General features: G+C 69.5%; 17 protein-coding genes. 1 reads left to right on the forward strand and 16 read right to left on the reverse strand.

Annotated features, from left to right (window positions below; translation table 11 throughout):
* Window positions 1-4: 4 nt before the first annotated feature.
* From B9G49_RS01360 to B9G49_RS01385, 6 genes are all read right to left on the reverse strand, one after another.
* On the reverse strand, window positions 5-1,288 hold the full coding sequence (locus B9G49_RS01360; protein ID WP_086215119.1) for a hypothetical protein: 1,284 nt from the start codon (window positions 1,286-1,288) through the stop codon (window positions 5-7).
* Window positions 1,285-1,914, reverse strand: a complete 630-nt coding sequence (locus B9G49_RS16450) for a hypothetical protein (RefSeq protein WP_158093591.1) — start codon at window positions 1,912-1,914, stop codon at window positions 1,285-1,287. The genes B9G49_RS01360 and B9G49_RS16450 overlap by 4 nt, the downstream gene beginning before the upstream one ends.
* Before the next feature lie 85 nt (window positions 1,915-1,999).
* Complete coding sequence (locus B9G49_RS01370) at window positions 2,000-3,034, reverse strand: hypothetical protein (protein WP_086215121.1); 1,035 nt, start codon at window positions 3,032-3,034, stop codon at window positions 2,000-2,002.
* Window positions 3,035-3,122: 88 nt separating this feature from the next.
* The gene (locus B9G49_RS01375) at window positions 3,123-4,340 is read right to left on the reverse strand and encodes an RNA-guided endonuclease TnpB family protein (RefSeq protein WP_086215122.1); all 1,218 of its coding nucleotides are present in this window, start codon (window positions 4,338-4,340) and stop codon (window positions 3,123-3,125) included.
* 163 nt (window positions 4,341-4,503) lie between these two features.
* Window positions 4,504-4,815 (reverse strand): hypothetical protein, encoded by a 312-nt coding sequence (locus tag B9G49_RS01380; RefSeq protein ID WP_079232247.1) that lies wholly within the window; start codon window positions 4,813-4,815, stop codon window positions 4,504-4,506.
* A 2-nt stretch (window positions 4,816-4,817) separates the two neighbouring features.
* On the reverse strand, window positions 4,818-5,162 hold the full coding sequence (locus B9G49_RS01385) for a winged helix-turn-helix domain-containing protein (RefSeq protein WP_086215123.1): 345 nt from the start codon (window positions 5,160-5,162) through the stop codon (window positions 4,818-4,820).
* A gap of 153 nt (window positions 5,163-5,315) precedes the next feature.
* Between B9G49_RS01385 and B9G49_RS01390 the strand changes: the two genes are divergently transcribed.
* A complete protein-coding gene (locus B9G49_RS01390; protein WP_086215124.1) occupies window positions 5,316-6,197 on the forward strand; it encodes a hypothetical protein in 882 nt (293 codons plus the stop codon).
* 75 nt (window positions 6,198-6,272) lie between these two features.
* Here B9G49_RS01390 and B9G49_RS01395 read toward each other — a convergent pair whose 3' ends face one another.
* From B9G49_RS01395 to B9G49_RS01440, 10 genes are all read right to left on the reverse strand, one after another.
* A complete protein-coding gene (locus B9G49_RS01395; RefSeq protein ID WP_086215125.1) occupies window positions 6,273-7,874 on the reverse strand; it encodes a hypothetical protein in 1,602 nt (533 codons plus the stop codon).
* The gene (locus tag B9G49_RS01400) at window positions 7,871-8,638 is read right to left on the reverse strand and encodes an ABC transporter ATP-binding protein (protein ID WP_086215126.1); all 768 of its coding nucleotides are present in this window, start codon (window positions 8,636-8,638) and stop codon (window positions 7,871-7,873) included. Before B9G49_RS01400 ends, B9G49_RS01395 begins: the two co-directional genes overlap by 4 nt.
* 79 nt (window positions 8,639-8,717) lie before the next feature.
* Window positions 8,718-9,590: a hypothetical protein gene (locus B9G49_RS01405; protein ID WP_086215127.1), complete on the reverse strand. Its 873-nt coding sequence runs from the start codon at window positions 9,588-9,590 to the stop codon at window positions 8,718-8,720.
* Between the two features lie 63 nt (window positions 9,591-9,653).
* The gene (locus tag B9G49_RS01410; protein WP_086215128.1) at window positions 9,654-9,944 is read right to left on the reverse strand and encodes a hypothetical protein; all 291 of its coding nucleotides are present in this window, start codon (window positions 9,942-9,944) and stop codon (window positions 9,654-9,656) included.
* 259 nt (window positions 9,945-10,203) lie between these two features.
* Window positions 10,204-10,602: a hypothetical protein gene (locus B9G49_RS01415; protein WP_086215129.1), complete on the reverse strand. Its 399-nt coding sequence runs from the start codon at window positions 10,600-10,602 to the stop codon at window positions 10,204-10,206.
* Complete coding sequence (locus B9G49_RS01420; protein ID WP_086215130.1) at window positions 10,592-10,894, reverse strand: hypothetical protein; 303 nt, start codon at window positions 10,892-10,894, stop codon at window positions 10,592-10,594. The genes B9G49_RS01415 and B9G49_RS01420 overlap by 11 nt, the downstream gene beginning before the upstream one ends.
* Window positions 10,891-11,232 carry a helix-turn-helix domain-containing protein gene (locus tag B9G49_RS01425; protein ID WP_086215131.1) on the reverse strand — a complete coding sequence of 114 codons (342 nt, stop codon included), beginning with the start codon at window positions 11,230-11,232 and terminating at the stop codon, window positions 10,891-10,893. The genes B9G49_RS01420 and B9G49_RS01425 overlap by 4 nt, the downstream gene beginning before the upstream one ends.
* 88 nt (window positions 11,233-11,320) lie before the next feature.
* The gene (locus B9G49_RS01430; RefSeq protein ID WP_086215132.1) at window positions 11,321-12,127 is read right to left on the reverse strand and encodes an ABC transporter permease subunit; all 807 of its coding nucleotides are present in this window, start codon (window positions 12,125-12,127) and stop codon (window positions 11,321-11,323) included.
* Complete coding sequence (locus tag B9G49_RS01435; RefSeq protein ID WP_086215133.1) at window positions 12,124-13,053, reverse strand: ABC transporter ATP-binding protein; 930 nt, start codon at window positions 13,051-13,053, stop codon at window positions 12,124-12,126. Before B9G49_RS01435 ends, B9G49_RS01430 begins: the two co-directional genes overlap by 4 nt.
* Window positions 13,054-13,152: 99 nt before the next feature.
* Window positions 13,153-14,076, reverse strand: a complete 924-nt coding sequence (locus B9G49_RS01440) for a hypothetical protein (protein WP_086215134.1) — start codon at window positions 14,074-14,076, stop codon at window positions 13,153-13,155.
* Window positions 14,077-14,426: the final 350 nt, after the last annotated feature.

The following is a 14,426-nucleotide window of genomic DNA, read 5'->3' on the forward strand; positions in this document are numbered from 1 at the left end:
GGAGTCACCCGGTGACCGCGTCCCCGACGCGTCGAACGACGGCCGGCGCGGCGGCCGCGAACCGGTTCGCGACGGCGTACCGCGCGTACAGGGAGCGACCGACGTCGTAGACGTCGTCCTCGCGGACGCGTCGGTCGGCGTTCCGGATCGGGTTCGCGACGAGGAGCGCGAGCAGTCGTGCGAGCATCGCTGGCGAGCTGTCGAGGAGCGTTCGGAGCCCGTCGACGGCGGCAGCGCGCTCGGCGGCGATGGGCTCGACCGACTCGGGCACGCCGTACTCGCCGTCCTCGATGGCCGTCCGCGCGGCCTCGTACGCACGGTCCGCGGCGAGCGTGCGCATCGCGAAGACGACGGCGCCGGCGTCGTAGCCGTCGTCGTGTCGCTCGACGGCCTGCTCCGCGTCCGTCAACCGCCGCCGCGCGAGTTCCTGGAGGAGATCCTCGCCGGCGGTGTTCGTCACGTCGCGGTCCAGATCGCTGCCCAGCGCCCCCCAGTCGGGCGGGGTCGTGTGCTCCGCCACGTCGTCGACGAGCGTCGCGGCGACGTCCGCGAACCGGTCCTCGTAGTCGCGTGGATCGTCGAGCGTCGACGTGTAGTGGTCGTAAAGGCGACGCGCGTCCGCGGCGTACGCACGCCCCCACTCGGCGCCCTGCGCGAGTTCGGCGGCGTGCAGGACGGTGTTCCTGTACTCGCGGCGCTGTTGGGGTTCGGTGAGTCGAGCGCCGGTCTGGCCCCACTCGGTGATCCGGAGGTGTTGGGCGAGCGCACCCACGGGGTCGTCGGGCGGACCGACGGGCGAGTGGTCGTCGAGGAACGACGCGGCGGCGCGGTGGTGGTTTTCGCGGCGCGTTTCGACGTCCGCCGGGGTGAGCTCCCCCTCGAACGCGGCGAACCCGGCGCCGGCGAACATCGCCTCCGAGCGCGGGTGTGTGAGGCCGGTGAGCGCGTCGGCGCGTGACCCGTCGTCGTCCTCGCCCAGCGCAGCCCGTGCGGACTCGGCCTCGGCGGCGAGCCTGCGCCGGACCACCTCGTTCGGGATCCGTGAGGGGTCGACGCCCTCAAGCAGCGAGCGGATCCGGTCGCGGGCGGCCGTGACGTGTGCGTCGGTCGGCTGTACGGGCAGCGTGGGCGGGATCTCGGGGAGGTCGCCGGGGAGCGCGCCCAGCGCCGACTCGTCGTACTCGACGGCCGGCTCGCCCGACGACCGCAGGGCGCTACAGCCTGCGAGCCCGCCGGCGACTGCGGCGCCGACAGCCGCGAGCGTCGACCGTCTGGTTCGGCGGCTCACGCCGACCCACCCCCGTTCCGGTCGCGTTCGGGAACCGGGTCACAGCTCCCGCCGCTGCCGACGGTGAGGCCACCGTACTCGTCGCCGGGGAACGGCAGCCGGACGGCGCTGGCGGCGTACTCGCGGGCGCGGCGCTCGCAGTCGACGTCGGCGTCGCGAACCACCCGGCAGAAGTCGACGTCCGGATCGCCGTCGGCGTCCCGCCGGACGGCGTTCAACTCCCGCCGGTAGCACTCGCCGATCGACGCCTGGAATAGCAACACCGACTCGCTTGCGTACGCCGTCTCCGCGACGAGTCGGCGGACGGCCGCGACGTTCGTCGCGTCCTCGGCGAACCGGAGCTCCTCGGCGTCCTGCTCGCTCCCGACTGTGTGGGTGGTGAGTGGCTCTGCCGTCGCCGACGTGTCGTCGTTACCAGCGTGCTCTCGGGGCGCGACGATCGGCGGCTCGTCGCCCGATGAGCGGGTCGTCTCGACCGTGTACTCCGTCACGAGCGTGCCGTCGTCCGGTTCGGTTCCCTCGCCTGTTTCGGAGCCGCTACAGCCGGCGAGCAGCGAGGCGATACAGACACCCAACCCACCGAGGAAGCGCCGCCTCGGGGTTTCGGAGGCTCCAGTGGGGACCATCGCGACTCGACGATACGGCCAAACCGACAAGAAACCGGTGGTCGACGGTCCCGCTGCGGCCGTTCGTCGGCCACCGTGACGGAACTCAGTCCTCGGGTAGCGGCCGGGCGAACCAGTAGCCGTACCCGAACGGGACGACACCGGTGACGAACCCGAACAGGACGGCGAGCGTGCCGAACACCACGCCGAGGACGCCGAGCGCGGCGGCGAACGCCGTCCCCGCGAGCAGCGCGGTGCCGACCGAGACGCCGAGGAGCCGGAGCCACTGCCCCCGGGCCGCGAACACGCCCGCGACGACCCCGGCGGCGACGACGAACGCGCTCGCGGGGCCGGTCAGGAACCAACTGGCCGCGCCGCTCTCGAACAGGGCGGCGCCGGCGAGCGCGATCGGGACGGCGAGCGCGGCGCTCGCAGCCGCGCGGCGGGGGGTTAGCGGCCGATCACGGTTCGGATCGCGGTGGCGGAACGCGAGCAGTCCGAGTGCGACAGCGGTGTACCCCCGTCCCACCGGCGTGAGCGCGAACCCGGCGATGAGTGTCGCGAACTGGGCGAGGACCGCGCCCTCGTTCTCGGCCGCGACGGCGTAGTACGTCCCGTCCTGCTCGTACAGGCCGGCGGCGACCGTGAACCCGGTCGCCGATCCCTCCGCGATCGCGGTCCTGACCTCCGGCGGCGCGTCGGCGACCGGACGCGCGACGGCGTCGAACACCGTCTCGGGATCGGTCGGTTCCATCCGGATCGTCGCGTTCGTCGTCTCGGCCGCCGTCGATATCGCCCACGAGTAGTAGCGTCCGTCGTACCGGACGTACGGCGACTCGATGTCGTCGACCACGATGTCGAGCTCCGGGTCGAGACTGCCGTTGTACGACCCCGTCGCCGCAGCCTCCCGGATCGGCTGTCGGTGTCGTTCCGGCGTGTCCGCGAGCCGTTCGTCGAGGTCGGTCACGTTCCCCGCGGCGCGAGCGACGAGGTCGGGGTTCTCGCCCGGCTCGACGGCTGTCGCCGTGTAGGTGACGCTCGCGCCGCCGGCGGTCGCGTGGAAGGCGAAGCTGAGCACCACGCCGACGACGAGCAGCAGGAGGACCGCGACGGTCCGGATCGAGGGGAGCGAGCGGGGCATCGTCCCACCGGTTCGGAAGGATGGTGTCAACTGCCCCGCGCACGGTGGCGCGGGGCTTGTCAGTGAACTCGGCCTCTCCCGACTGTGGTTAGTCGGACGGGACGAATCCCCGCTTCGGCGTCACGGTTCCTGACTTCAGGGCGAGTTGACTGTCGCCCGTCCGCCGCGACGACTGTAGGCCGCGACGGACGTACCGCCATCCAACGTTTTTCGCTCCAACATAGTCCGCATTCGCTGTCGCACCACACTTCTCGCATGCGAACTCCGCCTGCCTGACGCGATTCCCCTCGCTCGTGTGTCCACACTCGGGACACCGCCGGCTCGTGTTCTCCGGTTCGACGTACTCCACACAGATGCCTTCCGCGTCAGCCTTGTACTCCACGAGGCCAACGAGTTGGCGGTGCGCCCACTGGTGGAACTCTTTCACCGGCGGCGCACGTTCCCTGATGTGTTTCAGGTTCTCGACGGCGATGTACTCGCAGTCGTGAATGAGTGCTTCCTCGATGATGTCGTTGGCCACGCGGTGGAGGACATCTCGAACATACCGCGATTCCCTGCCGCTCATCTGCTGAATCGTCCGATGTGCAGATTGTGTCCCAGTCTGCTGAAGGTTGCCACGTATTCGCTCGAACTCCCGATGGCGGTGTCGAAGTTCCCTGCCGGACGCGAAGTAGGCCGTACTGGTGGTGGCGATGTTGACGATGCCGAGGTCGACGCCGAGAACTGTCCTGTCCTCGTCGTCGCCCTGTTGTTCGACCTGTTTCTCGGGTTTCGGTTTGCGAAAGCCGAGATGCAGGTAGTAGTCGCCGTCACGCCGAGAAAGTGTGGATTCGGTGAGTTCCCAGTCCTCGTTGTTGAGGTACTGGTGTTGGTAGCCATCTTCGTCGTCCGGCAACGCCAGATCGCACCGAATCCGGTCGTCAACCGTTGCGAGTGAGACTGTTCCGTCGTCGAATAGTGTCATCGTCCGGGTGTCGTATTTCACTGTCTCGGCGGTGAACTCCGGACGTGAGGTCTTGTACTCCTCGTCCAGTTCTTTGATTTCTTCGACGCCGGAGAGTGCGGCTGCGGCTTGGTGGGTGGCGAGGATTGCGTGCTGACTCCCGAGACGCGTCTCCTCCAGTACTGCGTCGTAGGCGAGGTCTTGGAGGTACGTTTTCCGCGTTTCACCGTCTTCCCATCCGATCTGGCTGCTGATGTTGCAGGCAGTTTGCCACTCGCTGATGGTGGCATCGAGCAGTTGCTTCTGCTCGTGGGTGAGGATGGGGCGGATGATTGCGGTGCGCCTCAGATAGTCGTCCACCACGAGTTTCAATAGATAGTAAAGGTAGTTAGTAGTTGGTGGGTTGTGGCAGCGGGCGTCGGCTTCCTCCCCGCCCACGGTGGGGCGGGGAATCCGCCTTGCTACCTAGTTTGAAACAGTACCGGCAGCAGGCGGGGGGTCGGTTCGATCGTGCCGGGAAGCACGGTCACGACCGGTACAGCGAGTAGAGGATCAGCAGGAGGCCGGAGATCTCCAGGACGCGGCTCGCCAGCGGGAGCACGAACGACAGGAGCAGGTCGCCCGAGTCGAGCGCCGGGGCCACGACGGTGAACACGATCGAGAGGAAAAACGGCGCGACCGTGATCAGCGCGAGGCCGGCCGCGAGATACAGCATCCGCCGGCTGTCGTTCCGGCGGTAGCCGCGGTACGCCTGGAACACGATGATCAGCCCGAGCGTCGCGGCGAGCAACGTCGCGGCCAGCAGGGCGAGGTACAGCACTGAACTGGTCGTCGGCATCGTCAGATATCCTCCCACATCTCGGTGAATCGGTCCGCTGCGTCCGTCTGTTCGGCGGTCATCGTGACGCTCAGGTCCCCGTCGTCGAGATCGATCACGACCCGGTCGAGCGTCGCCTCGTAGACGCTGTAGTGGCGTCCCTCGTCGCTGAACTCCGGCCGCTCCGTGACGAGCCCGAGCTCGGAGAGGCGGTCGATACGCCGGTAGATCGTGGGAAGCGATGCATCACACGCCTCCGCGAGGTTTTTTGCTGACATCGGTCGTTGGTCCGTCTCCATGAGGATCGTCCGGGCGTACTCGTCGTCGAGAGCGGACAGCAGTGTCTCGACGCTGGGATCCTCACTCACAGTACGGGCAAAGGGGGGCCAATCCCGTATAAACGGCCGGTGTTTTCACCCCGAGAAACTCCCACCCCGTCGGCCCTGATAAAGGCGCCCGCTCCTTTCACTGGCGGAAACCGGGGGGCGGTATTAACTCGCCGGCACCGCAACGGGCCACCGATGGCGTTTCAGATTCAGCGTGTCGTCTCCGACGGCGTCTCGCTCGCGCTCTCGCGGAACGGTGCCGTCTTCGCGATTCTGTTCTTCCTCGCGGAGTCGCTCGGCGTGGTGCTGGTCGTCGGCGTCGGGACGACGTACGTGCCGGTCGACGTGGGAACGGGCGTCGCTGCCGGCGGCGATATCGCTGCGGGCGGCGACCTCCCGCAGTTCACTGCCGCCGTCGCCTCGCTGCTCGCCGGCGGGTTCACGTCCGTGGTCACGACGCCGATCTCGATCGTCGCGATCCGGACGTTCGTCGGGGGGGAGACCGACGGGATCCCCGACCGCTACCTCTTCGACCGTATCGGCCGGGCGACGGTCTCGGGTGTGGTCGCGAACTTCCTCTACGCCGCGCTGGTGTTCGTCGTCACGTTCGGGATCGGTCTGGCCCTGGTCGTCGCGGTGCTGGGGGTGGGCAGGCTCGACCTGCTCCCGGACGCGGTCGCGGGCCCCGCGATGCTGCTCCTCGCTGGCGTCGGGATCCTCCTCGCGATCGCGCTGCTCGTCACCGTAGCCGTGCATTTCCTCTTCCTGCTTCACGAGATCAGCGTCCGGCACCGCGGCGTCCTCGGCGCGTTCCGCGGGAGCTGGGACACCGTCCGCGGGAGTCGCGTCCGCGTCGCCGCCCTCGCCGTTCTGCTGATCGCCGTCCGGTCGAGCGTCAGCTCGGTGGCCGCACCGCCGGTCGAGGCGTCGTGGACGACGTTCCACCTCCTCACGACGCCGTTCGCGATGGCGTTCGCCGCGATCGTCGGCGTCGTCGTCACCGCGATCTTCGCCCGGACGTACCGGGAGCTCCGGTCGGACCTCCCGGCGGAGTTCGCGGCGGCTTCCGAGGAGTGAGACGCGACCGCGTCGCCGGCACGAACAGGGCTGCACGCGCCCGCCCCAGCGCGACGTTCCTGCGTCCGGCCGAACCTAGGCGATCCGGTAGTCGTCGACACTGTCGAGAGCGTAGTACACCGAGACGGCGCCGACACAGAGCGCGAGCACGCCCGAGACGACGGTTCCGCCGACCGCGACGCCGAGCCGACTGGCGCCGAGCAGTGACGTGACCGCGTGGCCGAACAGCGCGGAGTGGCCGACCAGGGCCGGCGCGGCGACGCCGATCACGACGACCGAGTAGACGACGATCCCGAGCACGCTCGGCACGACTGCCTTCGTCTTCTGGGTGACCTTGACCGCCTCGAACCGCGGGAAGGCGACGCCGATCCCCGACGCGATGGCGCCGGCGCCGACCGTCAACAGCAGTGCGGCGGCCGTGAGGCTGGCGACGACCCCCAGCGGCCGCGGGCTGAGCACTCCCGTCACCGCCGTGGCCACGACCGTGGCCGGCGTCAGCAGCAGCGCGCCGGCGAGGACGTGCCCGGCGACGAGCGACCGGTGGGGGTTCGGCGAGAGCAGCGTCGCGGGGAGCGCCGCCCCCTCGTGGCCCAGCACGTTCAGCGCGAACAGCGACCCCGTGATCCACGTCCCGCAGAACAGGATCACGACGGGGAGCCCGCGGCCGACGCTCTCCGTCTGGACGACAGTGAGGACCGGATCGAACAGCACGAACAGCGGGTAGAGCGCGAACGACAGCGAGAGCGGGGAGCGCCGGGCCCGTGCCCAGTCGCTCGACACGACGCCGAGGACGGGCGCCGTTAGCAGTCCCGACAGCCGGGACGGCTCGCCGGCGTCCTCGACGTCGTGGGAGACGTGGACGCCGTCGGCGTACCAGAGCCACTCGGCGAGCCGACTCGTCGCCGGCAGCGTCACGCCGAGGAAGGCGATGGCGACGAGCACGGCGCCCGCGGCCCGTCCCGGCGAGGCACTGACGCCCAGCGCCACGGCGGCGAGATCGCCGATCCACGCGACCGGCGTCCCGGCGAGGAGGCTGTACAGGGGGTCGAACACCGAGGCGAACGAGCTCGTGACGATCACCCAGAAGTACCCGATCGCGAGCACGCCGACGAACACCGTCCGGAGCCGCGTCAGCAGCACCGACCGGACGCCCGTGTTCCGGATCCCGAGCGCGAGCACGAACCCGGCGACGAGGCCGGTCGCGAGCGTGAGCGTCTCGGCGAGCAACAGGGTCACGATCGAGAGCACCGACCCCGCGCCGATTCCGAACGTGACCGCGGCCGCGCCCGCGGCCGAGAGCGCGAACACGGTCCACAGCGCGAACTCGGCCAGGAGGATCCCGCCGACGAGATCGCGGTGTGAGACGGTCGTGAGCAGCCCGTCGAGGTTGTCGGGGTCGAGCGAGACGGCGTACGCCCGGTAGGCGCCGAACCCCGTCACGCCGATCCACGCGTACACGAACCCGAGCCGGGCGAGCTCCAGCGGCGCGTCGACCTCGCCGTTGGCCACCATCCGGCCCGCGAAGTACGCCCCGCCGACCCCCGCGAGCGCCATCGGGACCACGAACAGCGCGGCGATCGCGAGCGCCACCAGCTGGGCGTCGTTCTCCCGCATCACCCGCCAGCGACGCCGGATCTCGGTGCGGGCGATCAGCCGGAGGCGCGTACTCGTCGTCATTCGTTGCCGGCCACTCCGTGCGATCGGTCGGCCGTCACCGAGAGGAACACGTCCTCCAGCGTCGTCCCCTCCTCGGCTTCCATCCGCGCCGTGAGCTCGTCGGGCGTCCCCTCCGTCACGAGGTCACCCTCGTAGAGGACGCCGACGACGTCGGCGAGCTCCTCGACGACCGAGAGGATATGCGTCGAGAGGAACACCGTGTGTCCCTCGTCGGTCAGTTCGCCGATCACGTCCAGCACCGTCCGCGCCGCACGCGGGTCCAGCCCGCTCGTCGGCTCGTCGAGGAACACCACGTCGGGCTGGTGTAGCAGCGCCTGGATCACCCCCGTCTTCTGGCGCATCCCCTTCGAGTAGTCGTCGATCCGCTTGCTCGCGTCGCCGGCGAGATCGAACCGCTCCAGCCAGCGGTCGATCCGTCGGTCGGCGTCGCTCTCGGAGAGACCGCGGAGCCGCGCGAAGTACCGGAGCTGTTCGTACCCCGTGAGCTCGTCGAACACCGGCGGCTCCTCGGGCAGGTAGCCGACCGCGTCCCGGACCGCGTCCCGGTCCGACACGGGGTGGCCGTCGATCCACGCCTCGCCGCCGGTGGGCCGGGTCAGCGTCGTGAGCATCCGCATCGTCGTCGACTTCCCGGCACCGTTCGGGCCGAGGAACCCGTACACCGTCCCGGGCTCGACCGCGAGATCGAGCCCGTCGACGGCGACGTCGTCGCCGAACCGTTTAGTCAGATCCCGTGCCTCGATCGCCGCCGTGTCTGATCGCATGAGTTGTCTCGGAGGGCCGCAGTCGTAGTCGAAAGCCGGTTCTCGTTCGGGTGAGAGGAGTGACCGCCGTCGTGTTAAGTCACCCGGCGAGCTCCGCGTCGTCGCCGGGGCGCGTGTCGACGTTGGGCTCCGCCGCGTCCGTGTCGGGCGCCGTCCCGTCGGCGTCGATCAGCGCGCGGTAGAACGTGACCGAGTACGCGAGGAACACCGTCGTGAACAGCGTCATCGTCACGACGACGCCAACCGATCCCAGCACCGCCGGGAGCAGGTCGGGCGTCGGAATCGGCTGCCCCGGCGTCTCCGGCGTGGGGAACAGGAGGACGATCAGGCCGCCGTAGATCGCGCCGACCACGCCGCCGAACACCGTCGAGAGAATCCCGTACCCGAGCATCGACGTGAGGTTGTCGCGAACGACGTCGACGCTCCGAGTGAGACCGTCGGTCACGCCGTGGTCCTCGATCACGATCGCGTGCCCGTAGAAGTGAACGGCGAACAGACCGATCAGGTACGCCAGCACGACGATCGCCGCGACCACGCCCAGGGCGGCGGTGACGCTGAGCCCGGCCTGCATCCCGATGACGGCGGCGATCAGGAAGAACCCGCCGAAGAAGAACACGAACCCGAACACGAGCGAGACGCCGAGGAGCAGCAGGTACGCGCCGAGCATCGAGACGTAGTGCTCCTTCGCGTGAGTCCAGAACCGGCCGAGCGACGTTCGATCACCCGACGCGGCGTCGTCGGCCATCCCGATCGTCCCGGCGTAGAACGCCGGCGTCACGAAGGCGAACACCGCGGTGAACAGCAGCGACCCGGCGACCGAGACGAGCGGCCCGAGCGTGTTCAGGAACAGCTGTGGCGCCTGTAACACGGCGAACATCGCCGTCGGGACGAACAGGATCGGGTGGCGTCTGAGCAGCGACACTGCGTCGCGGAGGGCTGTGATGACGACCATACCGGGATCGTGGCGTCGGATCGGTATATAAGGAGCCCCTGTTTTCAGAACCGGAAACGCGAGTCACGCCGGCCGTGACCGCCACCACAGCGCGCCGGCGCCGAACCCGCCGAGCAGGACCCCGACCGCGAGCGCGACGAGGCCGACCTCGGCCGCCCCCGTGACGCCGCCGGAGACCTGCAACAGGCTGTACGCGAGCCAGCACGCCCCCATCCACAGGACGAGGTAGAACTGCTCGCGCGACTGGCTCCCGCGAACGTACCGGTACACAGTCCCGGCGAGAACGAGCAGCCAGGCGATCGCCAGCACGGCGCCGAACGTGGGGTCGGGAACGCCGAACAGTGCGGGGACCATCGTCCCGGACCGTTGCGTGCGACCGTGAAACCACTTCCGACGATACCGAGCAAACGGTGATCACTGTTCGGGACACGGGGCTGTCCGCCGTCTCCCCGTACGGGGCGTCCTCGACGTCCCCGACGAACTGAAGGAGGGGAACGCGTCAGCGGGCCTCCGAACGCGGAGGCGATCGAACGGTTGTCGCCGGCACGGGTATACCCTACAGGAGTGTTCTGATTCTGAAAACCGCGCTCCTCGTCACGAGGTGAGGGGTCGATCACTGCCGGATCGCGTAGAGGATGACCGCGAGCCCGAGGATGTCCACCAGTTGGCTCGTCGCCGCGACGCCGAGTCCGACGGCCGGATCGCCCGCCGCGACGAGCGGGCCGACGAGCTCCAAGAGGAGTTTGAGGCCCGCATGGGCCACCGTGAGGAGGAACAGGCCGATCCCGAACAGCGCCATCGATCGGTCGTCGTTGCGGCGGTAGCCGCGGAACGCCTGGTAGGTGAGGAGCGCCCCGACGGCCGCGAGCGCGACGAGGACGGCGAGTTCGATCGTCGACGACGGGCCCCGTTCGAACGTGACGCTCTGGAGCGGTCCGGCGAGGAGCACGGGGACGACGCCGGCGCTCCCCAGCCGCTGCTCGTGATCGTCGGGCGCGGTGTTAGCGGTCATAGATGGCGTAGGTGACGACGATGGCGCCGCCGAGGCGGAGCAGTTCGGTCGCCGGGCCGACGGCGATCGGCGGGTCCGGCGACGACGCGAGCAGGATGTTGGCGAGTTTCGACACCGAGACCAACAGGAGCAGGCCCACGCTGAACAACAGGAGCGACCGGCGGCCGGTCCGCCTGTACGCCCGGGCCGTCCGGGAGACGACGAACAGGCCGACGGCGATCGAGACGACGGCGCCCGCGAAGAACAGGACGCCGACCGTCCGCTCGAGGAGTGATAGCTGGATCGGGGTCATTTGAGTTCGTTGAACAGGTCCGTCATGCGGTCCGCGGGATCGTCGGTCCGGTCGACCGACACGGCGAACTCGCCGTCGTCGAGGCCGACGGTGAGTTCGTCGAGCGTCGCCGCGTACACCTCGTAGTGGTGGCCGGCGGGATCGTACTCCTGGTAGCTCTCGATCAGTTCGTGCTCCCGCAGGCGGTCGATGCGTCGGTACGTCGTCGCCTTCGACGCGTCACAGCGGTCCATCAGGTCGCTCGCGGAGAGGGGCTGCTCGCTGGTGTGGCGGAGGATGGCTCTGGCGTACTCGTCCTCGAGCAGCGAGGCGATCGCCGCCAGCTCCTCCTCGTCCATCGTTTCGAAGCTGTTCCCCTCGTTCGTTAAATCGGTTGTCTCCGATGCTGCCCGCCGATACTCCGCCGACGGAGGTGTCCGGGGCATCTCAGGGCAACTCGGCGGTCCGGAACCGCCAGTACCCGAGCGCCGGAACGGTTACGCCCCACGCGACGAGCACTGCGAGCCCGAACCAGGGGGCCGAGTCGGGGGGGAGCCTCCCCGTGGCGAACGCCAGCTCCATCGCCTCCAGGTACGCGCCGACGGGAGTGAGTGCCGTGACGATGGCCGTCTCCCGCGCCGACAGCGTGACGCCGGCGGCCGACGCGACCGCCCGGACGGCGTCGACGACGTACCCGTTCCCGACGAGCCACAGCACGTCGGCACAGACGTAGAACCCGACCGCGAGGGTCATCGCCCGTGCTCGCGACCCGGCGGCCGCGGAGAGGCCGACGGCGACGGCCGCGTTCGTGAGCGCGTACACCGTCGAGACGAGCACGAACCGAGCGAAAACGCCAGCATCGACCGATCCGAACGTGGCGATCGCCAGCGCGAGGGCGACGGCGAAGGCGACCCCGAGCCCGAGCACGACGGTCGCGCCGCGGGAGAGGAGCTTCCCGGCGACGACGGCGAGCCGGCTGTCGGGGAGCCCGAGTCGGAACACGATCGTCCCGTCCTCGCGCTCGCCCGCGACGGCGAGGTAGCCGGCGACGACGGCGACGACGGGCAACACGACGGCAGTGACGCCCGTGACGCCGACGAGCAGCTCCGTCGCACTCGTGATCGCCGTCGTGGCCTGCGAGGCGACGAGCAGGAGCGTGAACGCCGCGTAGGCGCCGACGACCCCCCAGAGGAGGCGCGACCGGCGCACGTTCGCGAAATCGTTCCGCGCGATCCGGAGCACGCTCCCCGTCACGCGTCCACCTCCGCGCCGCTCCCGTCGACCGCGTCGCCGCTCGTAACCGTCGTGAACAGCTCCTCGAGCGACGCGTCGTCGATCTGTACGTCCCGAACGGTCGTCGCGTCGGCGGCGCGCCGGATCACCGCCGCCTTCGCGGCCGGGTCGGTACACGTCACCCGGAGCTGTGTGTCGTCGACTTCGACCGACGCGACGCCGTCGATCCCGTCGACGTCGAGAGCTGTGTCCTCGACCGAGAGGGTCACGGTGGACTCGGTGTGGAGCGTTCCACGGAGCCCGTCGACGGTGTCGACCGCGGTGAGTCGGCCGTCCCGCAGGATCCCGACGCGGTCACAGACCGCCTCGACCTCGGGGAGCACGTGGCTGGAGAGGAACACGGTCGTGCCGCGGTCGGCCTCCTCCCGGACCAGCCGTCGCAGCTCGACCGCCCCACCCGGATCGAGCCCCGACGACGGCTCGTCGAGGATCAGCAGGTCGGGGTTTCCGACCAGCGCGGTCGCCAACGCCAGCCGCTGGCGCATCCCCGTCGAGTACTCGCCGGCCGGCCGGTCGCGTGCCTCCGGTTCCAGGCCGGTTCGGTCGAGGAGCACGTCGGGGTCGTCGTCGGCGTCCTTCGCGGCGATCACGTAGTCGAGATGCTCCCGCGCCGTCAGTCTGTCGTACGGGCTGTACGCCTCCGGGAGCAGGCCGATACGCCGGCGGGCGTGACGGGACCCCGACACGATGTCGTGTCCGAGGACGGTGCCGGCTCCCTCGCTCGGCGTCAGGAACCCCAACAGGAGGTTGATCGCCGTCGACTTCCCCGCGCCGTTCGGCCCGAGGAACCCGAACACCTCTCCCTCGCGAACGGTGAGGTCGAGGCTGTCGAGTGCGACGAGCTCGCCGTACCGTTTCGTCAGTCCGTCAGTCTCGATCGCGGCCATTACCGCATCGTTTCGGGGGGAGTTCAATAAGCCGGGCCGCACGGTTTCAGAACCGGAAACCGGGCCACAGGAACCCCCGTGAGCTGGGAGGTCGCGCGTTCAGCTCCGAAACCGCTTCAAGAACTCAAGGAAGGCGCCGACGTCGTCGACGGCGTTGTACGCGACGTACGCGAGGTAGCCGGCGACCAGCACGGCGAACGGCGCGTAGATCTCGACCCAGAGGCTGCCCGCGACCGCGAGCACGACCGCGGCGACGGCTCCCTTCCGCTGGGCCTGCTGTCGGAGCCAGCGCCGGTACCCGTCGAACCCCTCGTCGGTGAGCAGCAGCGGCGTGTCGTCGGTGCCGCGAAGCACCGGTTCGCCCTGTTCGATCCGGAGCTCCCCGCTGACGCTCACGGTCGTCCCGTCGAGGAGCGGCCGCGCTTCCAGCAGCCGTCGGTCCAGATCGATGCCGTCGTTGTGCCGCTGTACGTAGCCGGCGAACTGCCGGAACGAGCGGTGTTCCGTCCGGTTCCGGAGATACGTGTACCAGCTGTTCCAGAGGTTGACCGAGAACCGTTGGGTGTTCGTGACGCCGCCGATGGTCAGCTCCGCCAACCGTTCGCCGTCCATCGTTTCGCGGAGCCACGACGGGTCGACCCGCACGGTCTGTCCGTCGGCAGCGACGCCGAACGCCCCGTACTCGACGCCGGAGGCGAACGTGTGCCAGTGCTGGCGTTCCCAGCCCCACTCCGCGATCGTGAGGTCGCTGTTCGAGTTGTCCGGGAGCCGTGCGCGCCAGAGGTACGCGCCGACCGACCGGTCGGCGTCCGCGACGGCGGCGTCGCCGGTCTCGACCGGCTGGTCGACCACGAGCTCACCGGTGAGCGCGACCGTCTCCCCGTCGACGAGCGTCGGCGAGCCCGCCGGCTCTCCCCGCGGGAGCGACCGGAGGACGAGGAGCGCGGTGAGCGCACGATAGCCGTAGACGACTCCGATGACGAGGAGGATCGCGATCGCGACGAGAACGATCGTCGGGGGCATGGTGGGTGTTCTGTGGGGGTGTGTCAAGAGCGTTTTCGGACGGCCGAGCGGAACGGGCCGGCCCCCCGAACCCGCACGCTGGAGGGCCGGCGGGGGTGGGGAGAGATGTCTGACCACGGGGCCCGCCGTTCGCCACGACGGGCGAGTTCGACTCGGTGGGGGAACGAAAAGTAGCGGGGGGGAGCGTCTCAGAGCGAGAAACAGCCGTTCGACCTGTTTCCGGGTCTGCAACGCGTGCTCGGGAGTTAACTGTGGGGTCACCGGACGAACGGGTATGGCGCGTTCGATCGGTCGGCCCGGAAATCGGGGAGCGGCTCGGCGACGCGGTTCGACAGCACCGACCGTGAGCG

This window comes from Halorubrum sp. SD683 (assembly GCF_002135045.1).
Taxonomy (GTDB): Archaea; Halobacteriota; Halobacteria; order Halobacteriales; family Haloferacaceae; genus Halorubrum; species Halorubrum ezzemoulense.

Coding starts and splice junctions, on each gene's coding strand:
- B9G49_RS16450 (WP_158093591.1), bottom strand. CDS start 1,914: ATGGTCCCCACTGGAGCCTCCGAAACCCCGAGGCGGCGCTTCCTCGGT.
- B9G49_RS01370 (WP_086215121.1), bottom strand. CDS start 3,034: ATGCCCCGCTCGCTCCCCTCGATCCGGACCGTCGCGGTCCTCCTGCTG.
- B9G49_RS01380 (WP_079232247.1), bottom strand. CDS start 4,815: ATGCCGACGACCAGTTCAGTGCTGTACCTCGCCCTGCTGGCCGCGACG.
- B9G49_RS01390 (WP_086215124.1), top strand. CDS start 5,316: ATGGCGTTTCAGATTCAGCGTGTCGTCTCCGACGGCGTCTCGCTCGCG.
- B9G49_RS01395 (WP_086215125.1), bottom strand. CDS start 7,874: ATGACGACGAGTACGCGCCTCCGGCTGATCGCCCGCACCGAGATCCGG.
- B9G49_RS01400 (WP_086215126.1), bottom strand. CDS start 8,638: ATGCGATCAGACACGGCGGCGATCGAGGCACGGGATCTGACTAAACGG.
- B9G49_RS01405 (WP_086215127.1), bottom strand. CDS start 9,590: ATGGTCGTCATCACAGCCCTCCGCGACGCAGTGTCGCTGCTCAGACGC.
- B9G49_RS01410 (WP_086215128.1), bottom strand. CDS start 9,944: ATGGTCCCCGCACTGTTCGGCGTTCCCGACCCCACGTTCGGCGCCGTG.
- B9G49_RS01415 (WP_086215129.1), bottom strand. CDS start 10,602: ATGACCGCTAACACCGCGCCCGACGATCACGAGCAGCGGCTGGGGAGC.
- B9G49_RS01420 (WP_086215130.1), bottom strand. CDS start 10,894: ATGACCCCGATCCAGCTATCACTCCTCGAGCGGACGGTCGGCGTCCTG.
- B9G49_RS01425 (WP_086215131.1), bottom strand. CDS start 11,232: ATGGACGAGGAGGAGCTGGCGGCGATCGCCTCGCTGCTCGAGGACGAG.
- B9G49_RS01435 (WP_086215133.1), bottom strand. CDS start 13,053: ATGGCCGCGATCGAGACTGACGGACTGACGAAACGGTACGGCGAGCTC.
- B9G49_RS01440 (WP_086215134.1), bottom strand. CDS start 14,076: ATGCCCCCGACGATCGTTCTCGTCGCGATCGCGATCCTCCTCGTCATC.